This is a genomic window from Deinococcus sp. KSM4-11 (assembly GCF_004801415.1).
Taxonomy (GTDB): Bacteria; Deinococcota; Deinococci; order Deinococcales; family Deinococcaceae; genus Deinococcus.
In genome coordinates this window covers 35,444-54,489 of record NZ_SSNX01000006.1, presented here as the reverse complement: position 1 = coordinate 54,489, position 19,046 = coordinate 35,444, and the positions used below count along the sequence as shown (strand labels likewise).

Here is a 19,046-nt window from a genome sequence, read left to right as displayed (position 1 = left end):
CGATCAGCCGAGCGTGAACGGATCGCGTGTGGCCCCGGTGAGTTCCACCCAGACGGTCTTGGTGTCCAGGTACTCGCCCACGCCCTCGAGGGAGTTCTCCCGCCCGAAGCCGCTGTCCTTGAAGCCGCCAAACGGCGCGTTGAAGCTGACAGCGCGGTAGCTGTTCACCCAGACCGTCCCGGCCCGAATGGCGTGCGCGGCGCGGTGGGCCCGCTGCAGGTCACGCGTCCACACGCCCGCCCCCAGGCCATAGCGGGAATCGTTCGCCATCCGCACGGCGTCGGGCTCATCCTCGAAACTCAGCACCGACAGCACGGGGCCGAAGATCTCCTCGGCGGCGAGCTCCATGTGCGGCTGAACGTCAGTGAAAATGGTGGGCTCCACGAAGTACCCGTCATCGAGTCCCGGCCCGGAGGCCCGCCGTCCCCCGGTCACCAGCGACGCGCCTTCCTGGAGGCCACGTTCACAGCGGCGCAGGATGCCGTCGAGATGCGCCCGGAAGGCCACCGGTCCCATCTCCGTGTCGTGGGCAAGGGGATCACCAAGTTTGATGGTGCGGGCCCGCTCAGTCACGCGCCGGACCAGTTCATCGTGCACGGACGCCTGCACCAGGAGGCGTGAGCCGGCGATGCAGGTCTGTCCACCTGCCGCAAAAATGCCTGCGATCACGCCATTTGCGGCCGCGTCGAGGTCGGCGTCCTCAAAGACGACATTGGGGCTCTTGCCGCCCAGTTCCAGGCTCACCTTCGCCAAGTGGCCCATTGCCGCCTGGCCAACCTTGATGCCGACGGCCGTGCTGCCCGTGAAGGCCACCTTGTCCACCCCCGGATGCGAGGCGAGGGCCGCACCCACCACCGGGCCGCCCGTCACCACATTGAACACGCCGGGCGGGAAGCCAGCCTCCTCCACCCGCCGGGCGAACTCGAGCGCCGAAACGGGCGTCTGGTCAGCGGGCTTGACGACCACCGTGCACCCGGCCGCGAGCAGGGGGGCGAGCTTCCATGTGAGCAGCAGCAGGGGCGAGTTCCAGGGGATGATGGCCGCGACCACACCCACTGGCTCGCGGCGGGTGTAGATGAAGAAGTTCGGCTTGTCACTCGGAATCGTCTCGCCGTGCAGCTTGTCGGCAGCGCCCGCGTAGTACTCGTACCACTCCGGGAGGATGCGGCACTGTCCCTGCATCTCCCGCAGCAGTTTGCCGTTGTCGCGCGTCTCGGCCTCACCGAGCAGGTCGGCGTCGCGGGCGAGGATCTGCGCGAAGTGATGAATCAGCTTCGAACGTTGCCGCCCGGTCATGCGGCCCCAGGGGCCCTCGTCCAGCGCGTGGCGGGCCGCGCGCACCGCCGCGTCCACGTCGCGCCCGTCGGCCTGTGGCACCCGCGCCCACGCCTGACCGGTGTACGGATTGACGGTCTCCTCCTGCTGCCCGGACTGCGCCGGGAGGAACTGGCCACCGATGTACAGTCCGTACTCCGGCAGGGTCATGACGGCTCCTGCAGCACCGGACGTGAGGTGAGGGCCGGTACGTGGCCCCGGCGGTAGACGAGAACCGTCCGCCGGAACACCAGCACGCTCTGGCCATGCTGGTTGTATCCGGTGGTGCGGAAGACCATCACGCCCTGCGTGGGCCGCGAGCGTGATTCGCGCAGCTCCAGCACCTCGCTCTGGGCATAGACGGTGTCGCCCTCGAAGAGGGGGTGGGGAATGCGCACCTCATCCCAGCCGAGATTCACGGCGTTGCGGGACATGTCTGCAACCGACAGGCCTGTCACCAGCGCGATGGTCAGGCAGCTGTTCACCAGCGGGCGGCCGAACTCGGTCTGTGCGGCGTAATGCGCATCGAAGTGGATGGGATTGGTGTTGTTGGTCAGCAGCGTGAACCAGATGTTGTCGTTCTGCGTGACCGTGCGGCCCAGCGGGTGTTCGATCACCTCTCCCACCGCGTAGTCCTCATAGCAACGTCCGGTTTCATGGGCACTCATTCGTCAGCCTCCTTCAGTCCGAGTTCGGCCAGGACGGCCTGCGTGTGTTCTCCCAGCGCCGGCACACGGCCCATCCGCGGCGTGACGCCCAGGAGGTTGTGCGGTGGGAGCAGCGCTGGAATCATTCCGACGGGGCTGTCCACCTGCGTCCAGCGGCCTCGGGCCTGGAGCTGCTCGTGGTGAACCACGTCCGCCACCGTGTTCACCGCCGCGTTGGCGATGCTGGCTGTGTCCAGCAGGGCGAGCACCTCAGCGCGGGTCAGGGACGCGATGGCCGCCTCAATCTCTGCCTCCAGCACTTCGCGGTGTCTGAGACGCTGTTCGTTGCCGCGGTAGCGTTCGTCGGTCGTCAGGTCAGGACGGCGCAGCACCACCTCGCACAGCCGCGCCCACTCGCGCTCGCTTTGCACGGCGAACATCACCTGTCCGTCCGCGCAGCTGTACGCGCCATACGGCACGATCATGTTGTGGCGCAGGCCCGCGCGGACGGGCGGACGCCCCTGCCCCATCTGGACGTACATGGGCGGCGTGACCCACTCGGTCAGGCACTCCAGCATGGAGATGTCGATGCGCTCGCCCTGACCGGTCCGGGCCCGGTTCAGGAGCGCCGCCAGCACGCTGCTATGCGCGTACAGGCCCGCCGCAATGTCCGCCACCGAGATGCCCACCTTCGCCGCCTGCTCAGGTGTTCCCGTCAGCGCCACCACCCCTGCCTCGGCCTGGATGAGCATGTCGTAGGCCTTGCGGTTCACCTGCGGGCCATCCAGACCGTAGCCGCTGATCGACACCCAGATCAGGCTGGGGAAGCGCGTTCGCACCGCTTCCCAGGCAAATCCCAGTCGTTCCACGGCGCCGGGGGCCAGGTTGTGGACGAACACGTCTGCGCCCGCGAGGAGGGCGTCCAGCGCCGCGATACCCGCGTCCCCCTTGAGATCCAGCACTACACTGCGCTTTCCGCGGTTGAGCCAGGCGAAATAGGCCGACACGCCGCCCAGCGCGCCGTCGTAGCCGCGCGCCAGGTCGCCCTCGCCGGGACGCTCAACCTTGATGACGTCCGCGCCCAGATCGGCCAGCTGCCGGGAGCAGAACGGCGCGGACACCGCCTGCTCCAGCGCCACGACCTTTACGCCTTCAAGTGGCAGCATCAGTAGGACCGCGGCATTCCAAGAACCTTTTCTGCCACGAAGGACAGGATCAGGTTTGTGCTGATGGGGGCCACCTGGTACAGCCGCGTTTCCCGGAACTTGCGCTCCACGTCGTACTCGGCAGCGAACCCGAAGCCGCCGTGGGTCTGCAGGCAGGCGTTGGCGGCCTCCCAGGAGGCGTCGGCGGCGAGCAGTTTGGCCATGTTCGCCTCCGCGCCGCAGGGCTGCCCGGCATCAAACCGTCGGGCCGCCTCGAAGCGCATCAGGTCGGCGGCCCTCACGTTCACGTAGGCGCGGGCAATGGGGAACTGCACACCCTGGTTCTGTCCGATGGGACGATCAAACACCACCCGCTCGGAGGCGTAGGCGCTGGCCCGCTCAGTAAACCAGTAGCCGTCCCCCACACACTCGGCGGCGATCAGAATACGCTCGGCGTTCATGCCGTCCAGCACATACCAGAACCCCTGACCCTCTTCGCCGATCAGGCTGCTGGCTGGGATCTCCAGGTCGTCGAAGAACACCTCGTTGGTCTCGTGCCCCACCATGTTCTGGATGGGGCGCACAGTCATTCGCGTGGCGTCGATCGTGCGCAGGTCGATCAGGAAGGTGGAGAGGCCCTCGGTCTTGCGCTTCACCTCGGACAGGGGAGTGGTGCGGGCCAGCAACAGCAGCAGGTCCGAGTGCTGGAGCCGCGACGTCCAGACCTTCTGCCCCTTCACCACGTAGGTGCCGCTCTTTCTCGTCGCCGTGGTCTTGAGCTTGGTCGTGTCCGACCCGGTGGTTGGTTCGGTCACGCCGAATGACTGAAGCCGCAGCTCACCGCTGGCGATGCGCGGCAGGTACTGCGTTTTCTGCTCGGGCGAGCCGTGGCGCAGCAGTGTCCCCATGATGTACATCTGCGCGTGGCATGCGCCCGAATTCCCGCCCGAGTGGTTGATTTCCTCCAGGATGACGCTCGCCTCGGTCAGTCCCAGGCCCGCGCCGCCGTACTCCTCGGGGATGAGTGCCGCGAGCCATCCGGCCTCCGTCAAAGCCTTGACGAAGGCGTCGGGGTAGCCGGCCTTCTCGGCAGCCAGCCAGTAGGCGGTGTCGAATCGGGCACACAGGTCACGTACCGGCTCGCGCAGTTCAGGAAAACTGTTCAGGGTCATGCGGTCTCCGGGACGCTGAAAGGCGCGATCGTGACGCCGCTGGCCTCCAGGGCGGCCCGGACGGCGCGGGCGATCTCCACGGCGTTCGGGTTGTCCCCATGGATGCACAGGGTGTCGGTGCGGCACTCGAAATAGCCGCCGTCGATGGCCTCGATGCGCCCCTCGGTGACGAGCATCACGGCGCGTCGGGCCGCTTCGTGCGGGTCATGGATACTGGATCCTGCCAGCGCGCGCGGCGCGAGGCGGCCGTCGCGCAGGTACGCCCGTTCGGGAAAGGTCTCCAGAACCACTGGGACGCCCAGGGCGCGCGCCTCGGTTTCGAGCAGTGTGGCGGGAAGCACGACCAGTGGGAGCGCGCGGTCGTAATCCCGGACGGCCTGGGCGATCGCCACGGCGGTTGGGGCGTGCGTCCAGGCACGGGTGGAGAGCGCCCCGTGGGCCTTCACGTGTCGGAGTGCCACCCCTGCCGTCCGCGCCATGCCGGACACAGCCGATATCTGGTAGAGCACGTCCGCGTACACCTGTTCGGGCGTGGCCTCCAGAACCCGTCGCCCGAACCCCTGCAGATCCGGGAAGCCCGGGTGCGCCCCGATCCCCAGGTCGTGGTCGCGCGCCAGTCCAAGCGTGCGCTGGATGGTCAGTGGATCGCCCGCGTGGAAGCCGCAGGCCACGTTCACGCTGGTCAGCAGCGCCACCAGCCGCGCGTCATCGCCCAGCGACCACGCCCCGAAGGATTCGCCCACATCGGCGTTGAGATCTACCAGGCGGCTCATTCCAGCACGGCCCTGGCTCCCAGCAGGGCCGTCCGCATACGGTTCTTCAGATAGGTGGCGTCCCTGGGCGGCAGCGTCATGGGATCCGGGGTGAGAGCCACCTTCACCACCGCACACAGAGGGCCATGGTGTTCGTGGAGATCCGTGCGCAGGTCATCCACCTGTTCCATCCCGCGGACGATGACGGCCTTCGGAAACCCGCAGGCCAGGGCCACACCCGCCAGGTCAACGCCGGCCGCGGTATGGGTACGCTGGGATCCCGTCTCTCCGTACCGCTCGTTGTCCAGCACCACGAGGCTCAGGTTCGCCGGGTGCACCGCCGCAATCGTGGATAACGAGCCGAGGGCCATGAGCATCTCACCGTCACCGGTGAACACGACCACGCGGCGATGGAGCTGCGCCAGGGCCAGCCCGAGTCCAAAGGCCGCCGCGCCTCCCATGGCCCCCCACAGCGGGAAATCCAGCGCGCTGTCCGAGATGGACGCCAGATCCCACGCTGAGGCTCCCAGGCCCGTGACGACCAGCAGGTCTCCCCGCTCCCGCAGAAGCTGTCCCATCACCTCCCGCCGCTGCAGGGCGCTCATGGCTGAACTCCAAAGGCCTTGGAACCCAGCAGCTGCTGTGAAATCAGCACGGCCACCGGACTGTAGGTGCTGTACGCCAGCCGCAGCGCAGCCTCTACGGTGCCGGGAAGCTCGTCCGGTTCGGTGCAGCGCTGAACCAGGACGCCCATGGCCTCCAGGACTTTCGGCGTGGCCTGCCCCATCGGCACCTGCCAGGGGTTGAACTCCCCCCATTCGCCTCGCATGGTCACCAGCATCAACAGCGGGAACTGCCCGGTCTTCAGCAGCGAGAGCATGTTGACCGTGTTGCCCACGCCGCTCGACTGCATGAGCATGACGCTGCGCTTGCCGCCCAGCCAGGCTCCCGCTGCCAGGGCAATTCCCTCTTCTTCTGTGCTGAGCGTGATGGCCTGCATGTCCGGGTCGGCCTGACAGTGCTCAATCAGGCCGCGCAACCCACCGTCTGGAACGAACGGCACCAGCTCGATGCCACCTGCTTTCAGGGCCTGATAAACGCCCGCAGACCAGCGGCCACCCGCGTTCTGGAAACTGGATACCGGTTCACTCATGCCCGCTCCTCGCGATGGTTCTCAGTCGAGATCAGGTCGTTCAGCGCCAGGCAGGCGACCCTCATGTCAGGAATGGCGTCCAGCTGCCGGATCAGCTCCAGAGCGGACTCGGCGGCGCCACTGCTCACCTGGGCACCGACCAGGTTCAGAAATTTCGCCTCCAACAGCTCGGTGCTCACCGGGTTCTCCGCGTTCCCCCGAGGAAAGTCCCCGCCCACGCGGAGCACCTCGCCACTGGTGAGTTCCACCTCCAGGCGGTTGGGCCACGCGGCCGGATACCGCGCCGTCAATTCGGACGAGACAGTGGTCTGAACGCGTTTCAACAGCGCTGCCGCGCCGGGCTCCAGGACGCCCGCCGGGCCGAAGCGCTCGGGGGCGAACTGCTCCAGCCCCACCGCTCCTTCCAGCAGGGCGACGCAGACCACGTAGGCCAGACTGAATTTCGCCTGGTACGGGGTGGTGGGATTCGGCTCGCTCACGATGGCCCAGCCTGGCCCGTACGTCTCCAGGCGGATCTCCCGGATGGTCGCGAGCACCTGGCCCGCGTCCCAGTGGCGCGAGGCACGTAAGTCCAGGGCGGCGTCGATGGCTGTATGGGTGTGTCCGCAGCAGGAGTACAGCTTGTATCCGTTCTCGCTGACCTTCCACACCTCACCCAACCGGTCGGTCACGCGACTGGGGTCACTCTCGGCAGCGGTGGCCTGGAAGAACCCGCGTGATCCCTCGAGGATGGCGGGCGCGCCCGAGAATCCCAGACGGGCCAGGTCGGCAGACAGAACGCCGTTCATGGCGGCCTTGCCGGGATGCAGGGTCTTGCTCATGGCCCCGCTGGCATTGAATTCCCACAGCCCCGCCGCCTGTGTGCCCGCGCTGCCCAACGCGTCGAGCATCTGACGCTCGTCCAGACCCAGCAGGGCGCCGGCCGCCACCGCCGCACCAAAGGTGGCGGCCGTGCCGGTGGGGTGCCAGTAGCGGTAGTGGCTGGGATTGACAGCCTCCCCGACCCGCAGGGCCGCCTCGTACCCCAGGGCCACGGCCCGGATGAAGGCCGCGCCGCTCGCCCGCTCACGCTCGGCCACGGCGAGCGCCGCCGGGATGACCGGGGCCGCCGCGTGAATGGTCGAGCCCTTGTGGATGTCGTCCAGTTCCAGCGTGTGGGTCGCCACGCCGTTGGCGAGTGCGGCGCCGGCAGCGCTCGCCCGGCCTGCACTGAAGACGGTCGCCTCGTCACTGTGGCCCAGACTGTGCACCACCTGCTGAACCATGCGCGCCTGGGGCGTGACCGATCCGGCCAGCAGGCAGCCGAGGCCGTCCAGAATGCTGCGCTGGGTGTCCTCCAGGGCGGTCTGGGGAACTTCGGGGGGATGCGCGGCGAACGAGGCGAGGGCGGCACTCACAGCAGGCTGGCTCACTGGTATCTCCTTGAGGTGGCGAAACAGCCCTAATTCTCGGGAGTTGCGTCGCTGAAGTCTTGAGCATTCACCCTGACGTGATGCGGATTTCGGCATAACGCTGGAGCCCGGCGGTACGCTCTCAGGATGACGAGGCTCCCCGATGGGCTGCCAATTGCGCTGGTGGAAGCGTTGCTCGACCACGCGGCAGACACCATGTTTTACGTCAAGGACACGGCCCTGCGGTACGTAAGCGTGAACAGTACCCTGCTGCGCCTCAGCGGACGCCGGGACAAACGTGACGTCCTCGGACAGACGGCCACGCAGGTCTTCGGACGGCCGTACTACACGGCGCAGGATGAGCAGGTCATTCGCACCGGCGTGGCCCTCACCGGACAGCTGGAACTGTACCTGCGCCCCGGGGGACAGACGGGCTGGTGCCTGACCACGAAGCTCCCCCTTCTAGGCCCGTGTGGTTCTGTGATCGGCCTGTGCGGGATCTCACAGGTGCTCCCGGTGACTCGCGATCCGGGCGCCCGGTACCCCCGCCTGGCTGAGGCGTTGGATACAATCCAGCAGCGGTATGCTGAGCCCCTGCGCGTGCGCACCCTGGCCACCAGCGCCGGCCTTTCCGAGGATCAGTTCTCCCGCACCATCCAGCGCCTGTTCGGCCTGACGCCCAAACAACTGCTCATGAAGACGCGTATGGGCGGTGCGTCCACCCTCCTGCTCACCACGAACTTGGATGTCGGCGAGATTGCTACCGCGTGCGGGTACGCCGACCACAGCGCGTTTGCCCGCCAGTTCCAGAAGGTGGCTGGCCTGACGCCCAGTGAGTTCAGGGCGGCCGGCACCGCGGGAGACCGCCGCCCACTCCTTAAACGTCAGGCGTGATTCCAGGACGACATTCGCGCGAAGACCGCACTTTCCTTGGGCTTGGTGTGCGGCCAAGTTCAATCGATAGCACGTCGTTTAGGCCTCCGACGATTCCGCGCTGATGTCCTCTGAGACGACAAAAATGGAGCCGGTATGTGCAGATACCGGCTCCACCACAGTTTAGGCCGTCGTCAGGTGATCCGAACGCTTCACCGATGGGCACGACGACATTTCAGCGACCACAAGCGCTGTGCCCATCAGAAGGTCAGGGTTGTGGCAAGTTGTTTTGGTAGGTTGGCACGGTGTTGAGCAGGCAGAAGCTTCCCGGCTACCGGTTCCCGCTTGAGGTCATCGGGTACGCCATCTGGCTTGACCACCGATTCACGTTGAGCTATCGGGACGTCGAGGAACTCTTACTGGAGCGCGGCATTGCCGTCACCCGCGAATCCATTCGCACGTGGTGCATCAAGTTCAGTGATCTGTTTGCCCAGGGACTGCGCCACCGCGAACCCCGGCGGGGTTCACGGTGGCATCTCGACGTTTAGGCGTGTGGAGGTCGGTGGGGTCACACACTGGCTATGGCGAGCCGTCGATGCGCACGGCATTGTCCTGGACGTGTTCTTGCAGCGTCACCGGACACGGAGGCGGCCACAGCCTTCTTCAGCAGGCTGCTGGGCCAGCACGGCGTCCCTGTCTCCCTGCACACCGACAAGCTGTGGAGGTATGGTGCGGCCCCGCGCAAACTTCCCGTGCTCCACGCCGTGGAGCACGTCCAGGTCGTGTCGACGGCGCGCTGCAATCACCTCGTAGAGCACTCCCATCGGCCCACACGCCGACAAGAGCGCCAGCAGCGCGGTTTCAGATCACGACATCGAGCTCAAGGATTCCTTGACCTGCACGCCCGCATCACGAATCTCCACCACCCGGCCCGCTGCACCGTTCCCGCTCATCACCGTCGTCAGCACCAGAAACAGGCGTTCCATCTCTGGCGCGAAGTGGTGCACCAGGCGGCCTGAAGGTCAGGCCGCCTGCGTCCTTAACGTTTCTTGGCCTCCCTGAAGGCGACAACTTGCCACAACCCTCCTTCAGCAACATCGGGACACAGAAGCTGCGAAGACCTTTCTGACCCGGCTACTGGTTGAGTACGACGTCCCAGAGGTCATTCATACGGATCAGCTCAGGAGTTACGGAGCCGCGATCCGGGAGGTCCCGAGCTTGGCTGACGTCGACCACCAGCAGGTGATCTCCACGGCCCGGTGCAACAACGTCATCGAGCAAGAACATCGCTCTACACGACGTCATGAGTGAAGCCAGCAGGGCTTCAAAAGGAGAAAACGAGCGCAGGAATTCCTGCGCTTGCATGCCCGGATCACCAACCTCCACCGTCATGCCCGGGCCAGCGTTCCCGCAACGATCCGAAGAAGCAACCAAAATCAAGCGTTCCAGACGTGGCTAACGGTCGCGGCAGGGGTGGTTCGAGACTCAGACTACCCCTGCCCTCAGTCTGCCGTGAGATCAGTTAAGGCAACACAACCGCTCAGACTGCTGTGCTGCACGTGCCGCTCCCTCAGACCCGAGCAGCGTCCAGAAGTCTTCCCCGCTGGAGACCCGGCCGCGTTCCCACAGCTGGAGCTGGTGACGGTAGAGCGACTTCCCACCAAGCCAACACTGCCCTTCGCTCACCACGGGCTGGAGTGCATGTAGCCGCGTGAGGGCGGCGCTCACCGATGACCATCCAGTCACCCAGTTGGGGTGGTGTGGTACCGCAGGCTCACCTATCCTCCGTATGTCAGCTCCGTGTCAGGCTTGCCGGGTGGCCCACCGCCGATCCCGGCCTGACGCGTACCACAGGGAGACACCCACACATGACCACCCAGCCCATCCCCCCGACCACCACGCCATCCCTACCCTCCCCCCACACCATCGGCACAGCACGCCCCGCCAGCGACGTGTCGGCTCTGCCCGTGCCGCTCAACATCACCGCCTCAATCCGCGCACTGATCATCGGGACACTCGTCGTGATCGCTCTGGGCATCGTCAGCCGCATCGCGTCCGGCATCAAGACTGACTTCCCGTTCCGTGACCTGATCGTCCCCATGTTCGCCCTCGGCAGTGAAGCCAATATCCCCACGATGTTCTCCAGTTTCCTGCTGGGGACAGCGGCGCTCCTGGCCTTCGTGATCGCGCTGGCCAAACGGCAGCAGCGCGACCACTTCCAGCGGCTGTGGATGACGGTCAGCGCAGTGTTCGTGTACCTGTCTATTGACGAGGTCGCACAGGTGCATGACCGGGCCACCATGGGCGTGCGCAAGATCGTGGGTGATTCTGCCGTGTTGCATTACGCCTGGGTGCTGCCGTACGCGGTGGTGGTGGTGGCGGTGATTGTGCTGTTCGTCCCGTTCCTGCGGCATCTGCCGCGGCGCACGGCCGGCGGGATGATGCTGGCGGGCGCGCTGTACGTTCTGGGTGCGATGGGGCTGGAAGTCATCGAGGGGATGCTGGAGTTCTCTGGCCAGTTCTACAGCGTGGCCATGCCCATCCTGGTCACCCTCGAGGAGTCCCTGGAAATGGGAAGTGTGGTGCTGTTCATCTGGGTGCTGCTGACGTACCTCCGTCAGCACCTGTCCGGAGTGCATCTCGACCTGTTCGTCACGGGTGGCCGCGCGCCCTGACCCGTCATCACGTGCTCGCCATGGCCTCCAGCATGACGGGTCTGACCAGGTAATCACCCGGAAGGAACCACCTCCCGCACCCTGCATTGGGATCTGCTCCGGATCCTTCGCACCGGCCGGGTACCGAACCAGGGGTGTGCTCGCCCAGGTTGTGGCAAGTTGTTGGCGCCAGGGCAATGAAGGAGACCCAGTGAAGCAGGTGGCCTGAAGTTCAGGCCACCTGCTTCACGACGTCGCGCCAGAGCACGAATGCCCGTTGTGGGTGGTGACGACGATGATGCGCGGGAACGGTACAGCGGGCCGAGTGGTGCAGATTCGTGCTTCTGGCGTGTAGGTCAAGGCATCCCTGAGCTCGATGTCGTGACCTGAATCCTCGCTGCTTCTTGGGCAGAATGGACGCCCATGAGGACGCCTGCCCGCTGCCGCTCTTGTCGGCGTGTGGGCCGATGGGAGTGCTCTACGAGGGTACTGCAGTGCGCCGTGGACCCGACCTCAACGTGCTCCACGCTGTGGAGCACGGGAAGCGTGCGAAGGGCTGCCCGGTACCTCCAGAGCGTGTCGGTGTGCACCGTGAGCGGAACACCATGCTCTCCCACCAGCCGGCTGAAGACGGTCTTGGCCGCCTCTGTGTCACGGTGGCGCTGAAGGAAGACGTCCAGCACAGCGCCATGCTCCAGGGCGGCTCGCCACAACCAGGGGTTGACGCCTCCGACATCCACAAGCCCAAACGTCGAGATGCCACCGGGAACCCCGTCGGGGTTCCCGGTGGCGCAGGCCCTGGGCGAACAGGTCACTGAAGGTGATGCACCAGGGGCGGATCGCTTCCCAGGTCACGCAGATCCCACGTTCCAGCAGCAGTTCTTCGACATTCCGGGAGCTCAGCGTGAACCGGTGATACAGCCAGACGGCGTAGCCGATGACCGCGAGGGGGAACCGGTAGCCACGAAGCTTTTGACCGCTCAGCACCGCGTTACCCTACCCCAACAACTTGCCATAACCGTCCGGAGATCTTCGGCAGCGTGGCACTCAGGCCGCTGGCCCTCAGATCCGGCAGCGTGACGCTGAACTTGCCCGTCGTGTCCAGTCGGGTGCCAACCTGAATGACGGATTGGTCATCCAGCCAGTCCATCAGAAGCTGCACGGTGCCGCCCGTACCGGCCGGCCAATCCACAACCGTGCCCGTGAGCGTGCCCTTGATGCCAACTGCATCCGTGGAACCGAGGCATACCAGCAGTACGATCCACTAAACGTGCAGTCTGTCCATGTGCCCTCCAGGATCCGGGTTCTCATGACCCGATCTAACGATTTCTCCGTACCTAGGATGAACGGACACGAGCAGGATCCATCCCTATCGAGCGTTCTCGTCATCTCCGTTCGTCTCCATCGACAACGCCATGAAGACCCAGTGCTCCCGTAGTTCTTCCGGGATCTCGCTCTCTGCATACGGCTCCGTGTCGTGAAAGCCCAGCCGCCGGTACATCCGGTGGGCTTCGTGCATGTACCCAGCACTGTCGAGGCGGATCAGATGACGACCGTCCCGCCGGGCTTCGTCGATGATCCGGGCCACCAGCGCTTCCCCGATGCCGTTGCGGCGCCACGACGGCCGCACATACATTCGCTTCAACTCGGCCGTCCCATCGGCATGCACTTTCATCGACAGCACGCCGACGGGTTGTCCCTTCACGGACGCCAGGAGTAAACGACCGGTAGGCCGCATGAACTGCTCGATGGTCTCGCGGTCATGCTCCAGCGTGGCGTGAAGGTCCCATTCAATGCCGTAGTGGCGAAAGAGCTCGTCCTTATTCCAGTTCAGGTACTCGCGGAAGAGCTCGATCGCGGCCACACGCTGCTGAAGGGTCGACACTTGATCGATGGAAAGCATCATGACCTCCTCAACCATGACGGTCAGGCCACTTCTCCATCAGGGGGAGAGCTGGGACACGCGCAGGTAAGCGAAATGGGCCGGGTACCCGGCGCCGGAGAGTGCGACCAGCCCGACCCTCGCCTTTCCACCCGGGTCGAGCGTCCACGTACCGCCCCGCTCCCAGTTCCGGCTATCCGTGCTCACGTAAGCCGTGTACTGCCCCTCGCCCTTTACCGTCCGCTTCACGATGCGCAACCACGTGGTGGGAGAGGCGGAACCGGCCAGCCCATAGCTGATAGACGGGAACCCCCGGTCTGTTCCAGCTGTGGTCGCCTTGTAGAATGCCGCCACACGTACCGTGCCCAGGGCGCCGACGGTCAGCCGCACGAAATTATGGTCATCCCAGTACACCACCAGGCCAGCCTCGACTCCGTCCGGAGCGGCGCCTTCAGGAAGCGGAAAATTCAGCCGCGTCTCAACCACGTAGTCGCCTGTGGGTGCAGTCTCCAGCAGGGCAGGCGCCGTCCCATCCATGAGGTCACCCGGCGTACTCGTAAGGCTAAATGCCCCTCCGGCCACGCTGAAGCCGGCTGGCGCGGGTGGGCGCACCCACCGCCACTGCGGGCCAAGGCGGGTTCCTGAGAATTCATCCGAGCGCGCGGAGATGGCGGCACCTGGCCGGTCAGGCCGCAGAGGGGCAGAAGCCTGGGTCTCGAGATCTCCCGGCCTGACCACTGGAGCTGGCTGCGGGCCGTCCGAGGGGCCATGCCCGTTCCGCACGGTCGGCCACCCGCCGACCCAGTCCACGGGGTCGAGCATCAGGTGCCGCTTGCTGATCTGTGTCTGCTGCTCAAAGTACGGCTCGCGCTGGTCGATGGCGTGGTAGAGCAACCAGTCGCGCCCGGCAGCGTCACTGAAGACGCTCCCCATCCCGGGGCCGACCCAGCGGCCACCGTTGTTCAGTACGACTGGTGTGCCCCCTGCCCAAGTGGCGTTCAGATCCCGTCCCGTCCTGTCGAGGAAGGGGCCGGTCGGTGAGGTGGAGCGGCCGACAAAGACGCCGTTTCCAGTCATGGGCCCGGCGCAGCAGGGACTGCTCGCCCCGAAGAGGTAGTAGTAGTTCCCGTGCCTCACGACCTCTGGGCCCCCGAATCCGGTTGGGCCGGAGGGGGCGGCCACCCGGATCTGGGTCTTGGGATCACTGCGTAGGCCGTCGGGGGACAACTCGCGGACGGCTATTCCGCTCCGGAAGGAGCCGAAATACAGGGAGTGCCGCCCGCTGCTGCCTGCGACTACCGCCGGATCCAGCACCGCTAATTCTCCCTGAGGCTCCACGACCGGGCGACCGCTATCGACCCAGGGGCCAGTCGGGCTGGCGCTCACGGCGACTCCAATGGCCGAGCCACCGCTCAGCGTCTGGGACACGGCGTAGTAGAGGTGGTACGTGCCGTCCGGCCAGGCGACGATCTCTGGCGCCCAGAGGAACGCCTGGTCTGACGCCCACTTCAGCTTGTCAGGAAGCGCGTCCCCTATCAATTCCCAGTGGGTGAGGTCGGCACTGCGTAACATCGTGATGGGGTGAATGGGGTAATTTCCAATGCCGTTGTTTTCGGCGTCGCTGTGAGGATCACTCGTGCAGTAGGCGTACCAGTGGGTGTCGCCAGGGATACGCGAACCGAGGATGGACGGGTCGGGGCAGCTAACGACCTCTTGCGGGCCGCTGACGTCGAGTGGGTTCGTGTAGGTGCGAGGCCCCGATCCGCCCCCAGCGTGCCCGCTGCCGGGCAGCGTTAGGGTCAGCAGCATCGTGGTGGTGAGGAGGGTGGGAGCGGTGCAGCAGCGTTTCATATGATCCTCCAGATCGGCGGCATAGCTTCGTCCTCTCCCGCAGCTCACCTCGTCACCCCTGCCCCCGCTAGCTGCGCGGCCACCACCGAGATCCTGAGGTGTGTTGGCTCGCCCACGGTATTGAGCAGGCCGAAAGCAATACCTGCAGGAATCACCTGTGTTTCACCCGCGGACATGGTGCGGCGATCTCTGGTGAACACCACGCTGATCTCACCGCTGATGAGCTCAACGCGGTGTTCACCGAGCGCCATGTCCAGCCGGGCCCAGGCTCCTGGTGCCACCAGAACGTCAGTCATTGCCGATGAGGCCGTTGATCGGGCCTCACTGACGCCTGGTTCGAGTACCATCCGCCCGGCGAGCGTGGGCCTCCCCAGGCTTAGGACAAGCACCACACCCATCAGCACGCTCCGTCCGTACCGTCCATGCATCGTCGTTCCCCCTTGCGATCCGTGTCCCAGCGGGCATCGCTGTGGTTCAGACCGGTGTCTGTACGCTAGGTGGCACATTCCCTACGGCGCATCGGGAGCATGCGGGGGGCGGTGCGGCCCCGCATGGGGAGAATCAGGGGGTCACGTGATGATCGACGGCCCAGCGGGTGAGTTCCACGCGGTTGTGCAGCTCCAGTTTGCCAAGCAGGCTGGCCACATGCTTCCCCACGGTACCCGGACTGATGCCCAGTACCTGCGCGATCTTTTTGTCGCTGCTCCCCTCGCTCACCCTAATCAGTACCTCCAGTTCACGGGGAGTCAGGTGATGCGTCGGCAGCGCGCTGGGCACCGCCGCCTGCATGGCGTCGTCGAGATCGGCAGCGACGGTTTCGGGGCCGGCGTGTGTCCCTGCCTCCCACGCCGCCGTGAACTCGGATTCAGAGATTGCGGCGCGCAGGTCGGCCATCAGGGTCGTGCGTTCGCGTTCATAGGGTGTCGGCATTCGAACATCGGAGCGCCGCTGGAGGGCAACACTGGCTGCCGCCAGCCGCACTGACAGGATCAGGTGGCCCCGCCGCTGGGAGAGCAGGGCCGCGATATACAACAAGCGGACGTCAAAGAAGCGGTCATTTAACTCCCGGCCCACCTGCCAGCTGCGCTGCAGGCGGATCCGGCCAGCCTCCAGGTCACCGTTCAGGGCGTGCAGCCGCGCGCTGAGGGCACTGGTGTAGGCCTGACCGAGCGGTTGCTCCAGGGCCGTGTTGATCTCCAAGGCCCGATCGAGGTGTTCTAGGGCGGCGGCGTACTCACCGATCTGGCCGAGCGAGACGGCCACGTTGTGACGCGTCTGGGCCTCCAGGTTCAGGTCGTTGTGCACCTGGGCCAGGGTCAGGGCCTGCAGGAAGTACCGGACGCCTTCAGCGGTCTGTCCCTGACTGGCGAGCATATCGGCGAGCGTGGCGAGGGCGGAGGCTTCCCCAGCTGTATCCCCGAGGGCCTGCCACGTGCAGAGACCTTCCCGAGCCCAGGTCTCCGCCGGGCCGAACTGGTGGTCGCGGATCGCCAGCCACGCGGAGAGCTGGAGTACTTCAGCTCTCCGCGCCGTGTGGCCCTCGCCTGGCAAGGCCAGTACCCGACGGCAGAGGGTCACGGCACTGGACAGACCTCCCTGGCCCGCCCAATGGTTGCTGAGGGCCTGGACGAAGCGCTGCGCCTCCTCAGTCGCACCAGAGGTGATGACGTGTTCCAGCGCGGCGTGCAGATTTGCATCATCTGCCTGCAGGTGCGCCACAGCGTGCGGCGTCAGACCAGTGGTGGTCAAGGTGAGCCGCTCGGCCAGGGCCAGGTAGTAGTGGGCATGTCTGTCAGCCAGCCGTTCAAATTGACCCGAGGCGTGTGCCTCCTCGACGGCGAACTCCCGCACGGGTTCCAGCAGCCGCCAGCGGGGCTCCGGCCCGACCGCGCGCTGCACCAGGCTGTGATCGACCAGCGCGATCAACACGGCCCGGGTTTCGTCAATGCCAGCCACCGCCTCGAGGGCCTCGAGGGTAAATCCACCCAGGAACGCCCCACAGGCCAGGAACACCTCGCGCTCGACCGGGGTCAGCAGGTCGGCACTCCAGCGCACGGCACTCCGCAGGGACTGCCGGCGGGGCGGGTCATCGACGGGGCCGTCTGTCAACACTTCGAGGGGAGCGTTCAGCCAGCCCAGGAGGCCATTCGGATCCACGGCGCGCAAGCGTGCAGCGGCCAGTTCCAGCGCCAGTGGCAGACCCTCCAGCACCCTGCAGATGGCGCTGAGCACCGGGGCGTTCTCGGGGGTCAAGGTAAAGTCGGGATCGACCGCCTGCGCGCGCTCCACGAACAATTGAACCGCGGGACTGTCGGCGGCGCCGGCGACTTCCCTGGGCACGGCGAGCGGGCCTAGGGGCAGTTCCTGCACGCCGCGCAAGTGGAGTACACGCCGACTCGTGATTAGGAACCGCGCGCCAGGCAGGCGTTCTGTCAGGGCGGCGAGGTCTGACTCGGGGCTCGGCAGGTGTTCGAGGTTATCGAGCACCAGCAGGATCGAGTGGTGTCCGATGGCGGCCGCGAGCTGATCCAGGGCTGGGTCTGGTGAGGCCGGCAGGTGGAGGGCCTGCACGATGGCCGGCAGGATCTGGCCCTCGCCACGCCGGATAGACAGGTTCACGAAGCACCCGCCGAGGTCGAAGGTGGGGAAAATCTCCGCCAGCAGGGCCTGGGCCAGGCTGGTCTTGCCCACGCCGCCGGGGCCGCGGAGACTGACCATCCGAAGATCTGGGCGGGTCAGGAGTTCTCGTGCTACCGCGAGCTCGTGCGCCCGTCCGACCAGTGGCGGGGGGGCCACACGGCTGGGATCCGTCCGTGGAAGGATCGTCATGACCCACTGTACACATCGGGGTGAGACGGGCCTTCACCCCGCGTCGCATGGCACGTATTAGTGCGCGGCACAAAACGTGCATAGCACGTCGCGCGCACTACCATCACGACGTGGCTCGCTCAATCACACAAGTCCTCAACGCCCTGCAATCTCTTGATCCCGTTCCTGGACTGTCGGCCGGTGAAACGCCGCTGCCACTTCGACACACGTTGACTGCACCAAGCGACGCGAGCGATCTTGCCGTGATACACCACGTCCCTGCTGCTCTGCATAACTTCTGGCTTCTGGCAGCCAGTGCTCGACTCTTTGAAGACATGCAGTACGGTCAGTGGGGCTTGGTCATCCACGATCCTTGCGCTGCGCGGCACGCCACAGACGCTTACCAACTCGCGCGGTACGATGACGCCCGTGCAGGGGACCTCGTCGTCGGCATGTTTCTCGGCGATTGTGACCTGTTGATCGTCCGTCCTGATCCAAAGGCGGACGACGAGGGTCAAGTGCTGGTCGCGCTGCCGCTCGATGGTCGTGTTGACGGTTGTGTTGCCTTAACTGGCATCACGCCATGGTGAGGGCAGGGGTGGCCTGAGATTCAGGCCACCCCTGCCGTGACCGCTGACCACGTCTGGAACGCTTGTTTTTGGTTATTTCGTCTGATGGAGGCGGGCACGCTCGCTCGTGTGTGGTGGTGGAGGTTCTCGATGCTGGCGTGTAGGCAGAGGAATTCCTGCACTCGTTTTCGTCGCTTGAACCCCTGTTGTTGCCGTTCATGACGCCGTGTGGATCGGTGTGATTGCTCAATCACATTGTTGCAGCGCGCCGTGGAGACAACCTGGACATGCTCCACAGTGTGGAGCACAGGACGTTCCCGCAGGGCAGCGCCGTACCTCCAGAGCTTATCGGTATGAATGACCTCTGGCACATCGTATTCACTCAGAAGGCGCGTCAGGAAGGTCTGTGCCGCCTTGGTATCGCGGTGACGCTGCAGCAAGATGTCGAGCACGAAGCCGTGTTCGTCGACCGCTCTCCACAGCCAGTGTCGAACGCCATTGACCGTCGTACAGACCTCGTCCATCAGCCAGCGGGAACCCCGTCGGGGTTCCCGCTGGCGCAGGTCATCTGCGAACAGGTCGCTGAACGTGATGCACCATTCGCGCAGCGTCTCGTGACTGACCTCGATGCCGCGCTGGTGGAGCAATTCCTGAACGTCTCGATACCTCAACGGGAAACGGTGGTACAGCCAGACGGCGTGCTGGATGATGGTCATCGGGAATCGGTGGCGGTAAGGGGTTGGATCAGTCACAGCGGGTCACACTACCCGGGCCTGATTAAGGCAACACAACCGAGTTGTAGAACATTTCGCTTGAACTCACCGGTATGAATTCT

17 protein-coding genes and 4 pseudogenes are annotated in these 19,046 nt (G+C 65.6%); 6 read left to right on the top strand and 15 right to left on the bottom strand.

The genetic code is table 11. The features are described from left to right. Positions 1-3: 3 nt before the first annotated feature. Genes E7T09_RS15940 through E7T09_RS15905 form a run of 8 tightly spaced genes read right to left on the bottom strand, consistent with a single transcriptional unit; the run spans position 4 to position 7,595 of the window. Positions 4-1,485 (bottom strand): aldehyde dehydrogenase, encoded by a 1,482-nt coding sequence (locus E7T09_RS15940; protein ID WP_136390190.1) that lies wholly within the window; start codon positions 1,483-1,485, stop codon positions 4-6. Continuing rightward, positions 1,482-1,982, bottom strand: coding sequence for a MaoC family dehydratase (locus tag E7T09_RS15935; RefSeq protein WP_136390189.1), 501 nt, complete (start codon positions 1,980-1,982; stop codon positions 1,482-1,484). The genes E7T09_RS15940 and E7T09_RS15935 overlap by 4 nt, the downstream gene beginning before the upstream one ends. After that, positions 1,979-3,127 carry a CaiB/BaiF CoA-transferase family protein gene (locus E7T09_RS15930; RefSeq protein WP_136390188.1) on the bottom strand — a complete coding sequence of 383 codons (1,149 nt, stop codon included), beginning with the start codon at positions 3,125-3,127 and terminating at the stop codon, positions 1,979-1,981. Before E7T09_RS15930 ends, E7T09_RS15935 begins: the two co-directional genes overlap by 4 nt. After that, the gene (locus E7T09_RS15925; protein ID WP_136390187.1) at positions 3,127-4,278 is read right to left on the bottom strand and encodes an acyl-CoA dehydrogenase family protein; all 1,152 of its coding nucleotides are present in this window, start codon (positions 4,276-4,278) and stop codon (positions 3,127-3,129) included. The genes E7T09_RS15930 and E7T09_RS15925 overlap by 1 nt, the downstream gene beginning before the upstream one ends. Next, entirely contained in the window at positions 4,275-5,051 is a 777-nt protein-coding gene (locus E7T09_RS15920; protein WP_136390186.1) for a LamB/YcsF family protein, read from the bottom strand. Before E7T09_RS15920 ends, E7T09_RS15925 begins: the two co-directional genes overlap by 4 nt. Continuing rightward, on the bottom strand, positions 5,048-5,635 hold the full coding sequence (locus tag E7T09_RS15915; protein WP_136390185.1) for a thiamine pyrophosphate-dependent enzyme: 588 nt from the start codon (positions 5,633-5,635) through the stop codon (positions 5,048-5,050). The genes E7T09_RS15920 and E7T09_RS15915 overlap by 4 nt, the downstream gene beginning before the upstream one ends. Next, positions 5,632-6,183 carry a thiamine pyrophosphate-binding protein gene (locus E7T09_RS15910; RefSeq protein ID WP_136390184.1) on the bottom strand — a complete coding sequence of 184 codons (552 nt, stop codon included), beginning with the start codon at positions 6,181-6,183 and terminating at the stop codon, positions 5,632-5,634. Before E7T09_RS15910 ends, E7T09_RS15915 begins: the two co-directional genes overlap by 4 nt. After that, entirely contained in the window at positions 6,180-7,595 is a 1,416-nt protein-coding gene (locus E7T09_RS15905; RefSeq protein ID WP_168734886.1) for an MmgE/PrpD family protein, read from the bottom strand. The genes E7T09_RS15910 and E7T09_RS15905 overlap by 4 nt, the downstream gene beginning before the upstream one ends. A 126-nt stretch (positions 7,596-7,721) precedes the next feature. Between E7T09_RS15905 and E7T09_RS15900 the strand changes: the two genes are divergently transcribed. The 5 genes and pseudogenes from E7T09_RS15900 to E7T09_RS15880 all read left to right on the top strand — a co-directional run bounded on the left by E7T09_RS15900 (position 7,722) and on the right by E7T09_RS15880 (position 11,122). Next, positions 7,722-8,468: a helix-turn-helix domain-containing protein gene (locus tag E7T09_RS15900; RefSeq protein WP_136390182.1), complete on the top strand. Its 747-nt coding sequence runs from the start codon at positions 7,722-7,724 to the stop codon at positions 8,466-8,468. Between the two features lie 135 nt (positions 8,469-8,603). Beyond that, a pseudogene (locus tag E7T09_RS15895) lies at positions 8,604-8,717 on the top strand (IS982 family transposase); the annotation flags it as partial. A 38-nt stretch (positions 8,718-8,755) separates the two neighbouring features. Continuing rightward, positions 8,756-9,466: pseudogene (locus tag E7T09_RS15890) on the top strand (IS6 family transposase). A 61-nt stretch (positions 9,467-9,527) separates the two neighbouring features. Further along, a pseudogene (locus E7T09_RS22270) lies at positions 9,528-9,890 on the top strand (DDE-type integrase/transposase/recombinase); the annotation flags it as partial. 425 nt (positions 9,891-10,315) lie between these two features. Further along, positions 10,316-11,122: a hypothetical protein gene (locus E7T09_RS15880; RefSeq protein WP_136390181.1), complete on the top strand. Its 807-nt coding sequence runs from the start codon at positions 10,316-10,318 to the stop codon at positions 11,120-11,122. A gap of 211 nt (positions 11,123-11,333) precedes the next feature. On the opposite strand, the pseudogene E7T09_RS15875 reads toward E7T09_RS15880, so the two are convergent. The 6 genes and pseudogenes from E7T09_RS15875 to E7T09_RS15850 all read right to left on the bottom strand — a co-directional run bounded on the left by E7T09_RS15875 (position 11,334) and on the right by E7T09_RS15850 (position 17,663). Next, positions 11,334-12,085, bottom strand: a pseudogene (locus tag E7T09_RS15875) (IS6 family transposase). 7 nt (positions 12,086-12,092) lie between these two features. After that, the gene (locus E7T09_RS15870; RefSeq protein WP_136390180.1) at positions 12,093-12,293 is read right to left on the bottom strand and encodes a hypothetical protein; all 201 of its coding nucleotides are present in this window, start codon (positions 12,291-12,293) and stop codon (positions 12,093-12,095) included. A gap of 177 nt (positions 12,294-12,470) precedes the next feature. Next, positions 12,471-13,007, bottom strand: a complete 537-nt coding sequence (locus E7T09_RS15865; RefSeq protein WP_168734885.1) for a GNAT family N-acetyltransferase — start codon at positions 13,005-13,007, stop codon at positions 12,471-12,473. A 36-nt stretch (positions 13,008-13,043) separates the two neighbouring features. Next, a complete protein-coding gene (locus tag E7T09_RS15860; protein ID WP_136390178.1) occupies positions 13,044-14,834 on the bottom strand; it encodes a family 43 glycosylhydrolase in 1,791 nt (596 codons plus the stop codon). A gap of 44 nt (positions 14,835-14,878) precedes the next feature. Then, positions 14,879-15,130, bottom strand: a complete 252-nt coding sequence (locus E7T09_RS15855; RefSeq protein ID WP_136390177.1) for a hypothetical protein — start codon at positions 15,128-15,130, stop codon at positions 14,879-14,881. Positions 15,131-15,395: 265 nt separating this feature from the next. Further along, positions 15,396-17,663: a LuxR C-terminal-related transcriptional regulator gene (locus E7T09_RS15850; RefSeq protein WP_136390176.1), complete on the bottom strand. Its 2,268-nt coding sequence runs from the start codon at positions 17,661-17,663 to the stop codon at positions 15,396-15,398. A 110-nt stretch (positions 17,664-17,773) separates the two neighbouring features. Here E7T09_RS15850 and E7T09_RS15845 point away from each other — a divergent pair, with 110 nt between their 5' ends. Then, the gene (locus E7T09_RS15845) at positions 17,774-18,232 is read left to right on the top strand and encodes a hypothetical protein (RefSeq protein WP_136390175.1); all 459 of its coding nucleotides are present in this window, start codon (positions 17,774-17,776) and stop codon (positions 18,230-18,232) included. A 20-nt stretch (positions 18,233-18,252) separates the two neighbouring features. Here E7T09_RS15845 and E7T09_RS15840 read toward each other — a convergent pair whose 3' ends face one another. After that, complete coding sequence (locus tag E7T09_RS15840) at positions 18,253-18,963, bottom strand: IS6 family transposase (RefSeq protein WP_136390157.1); 711 nt, start codon at positions 18,961-18,963, stop codon at positions 18,253-18,255. Positions 18,964-19,046 lie beyond the last annotated feature (83 nt).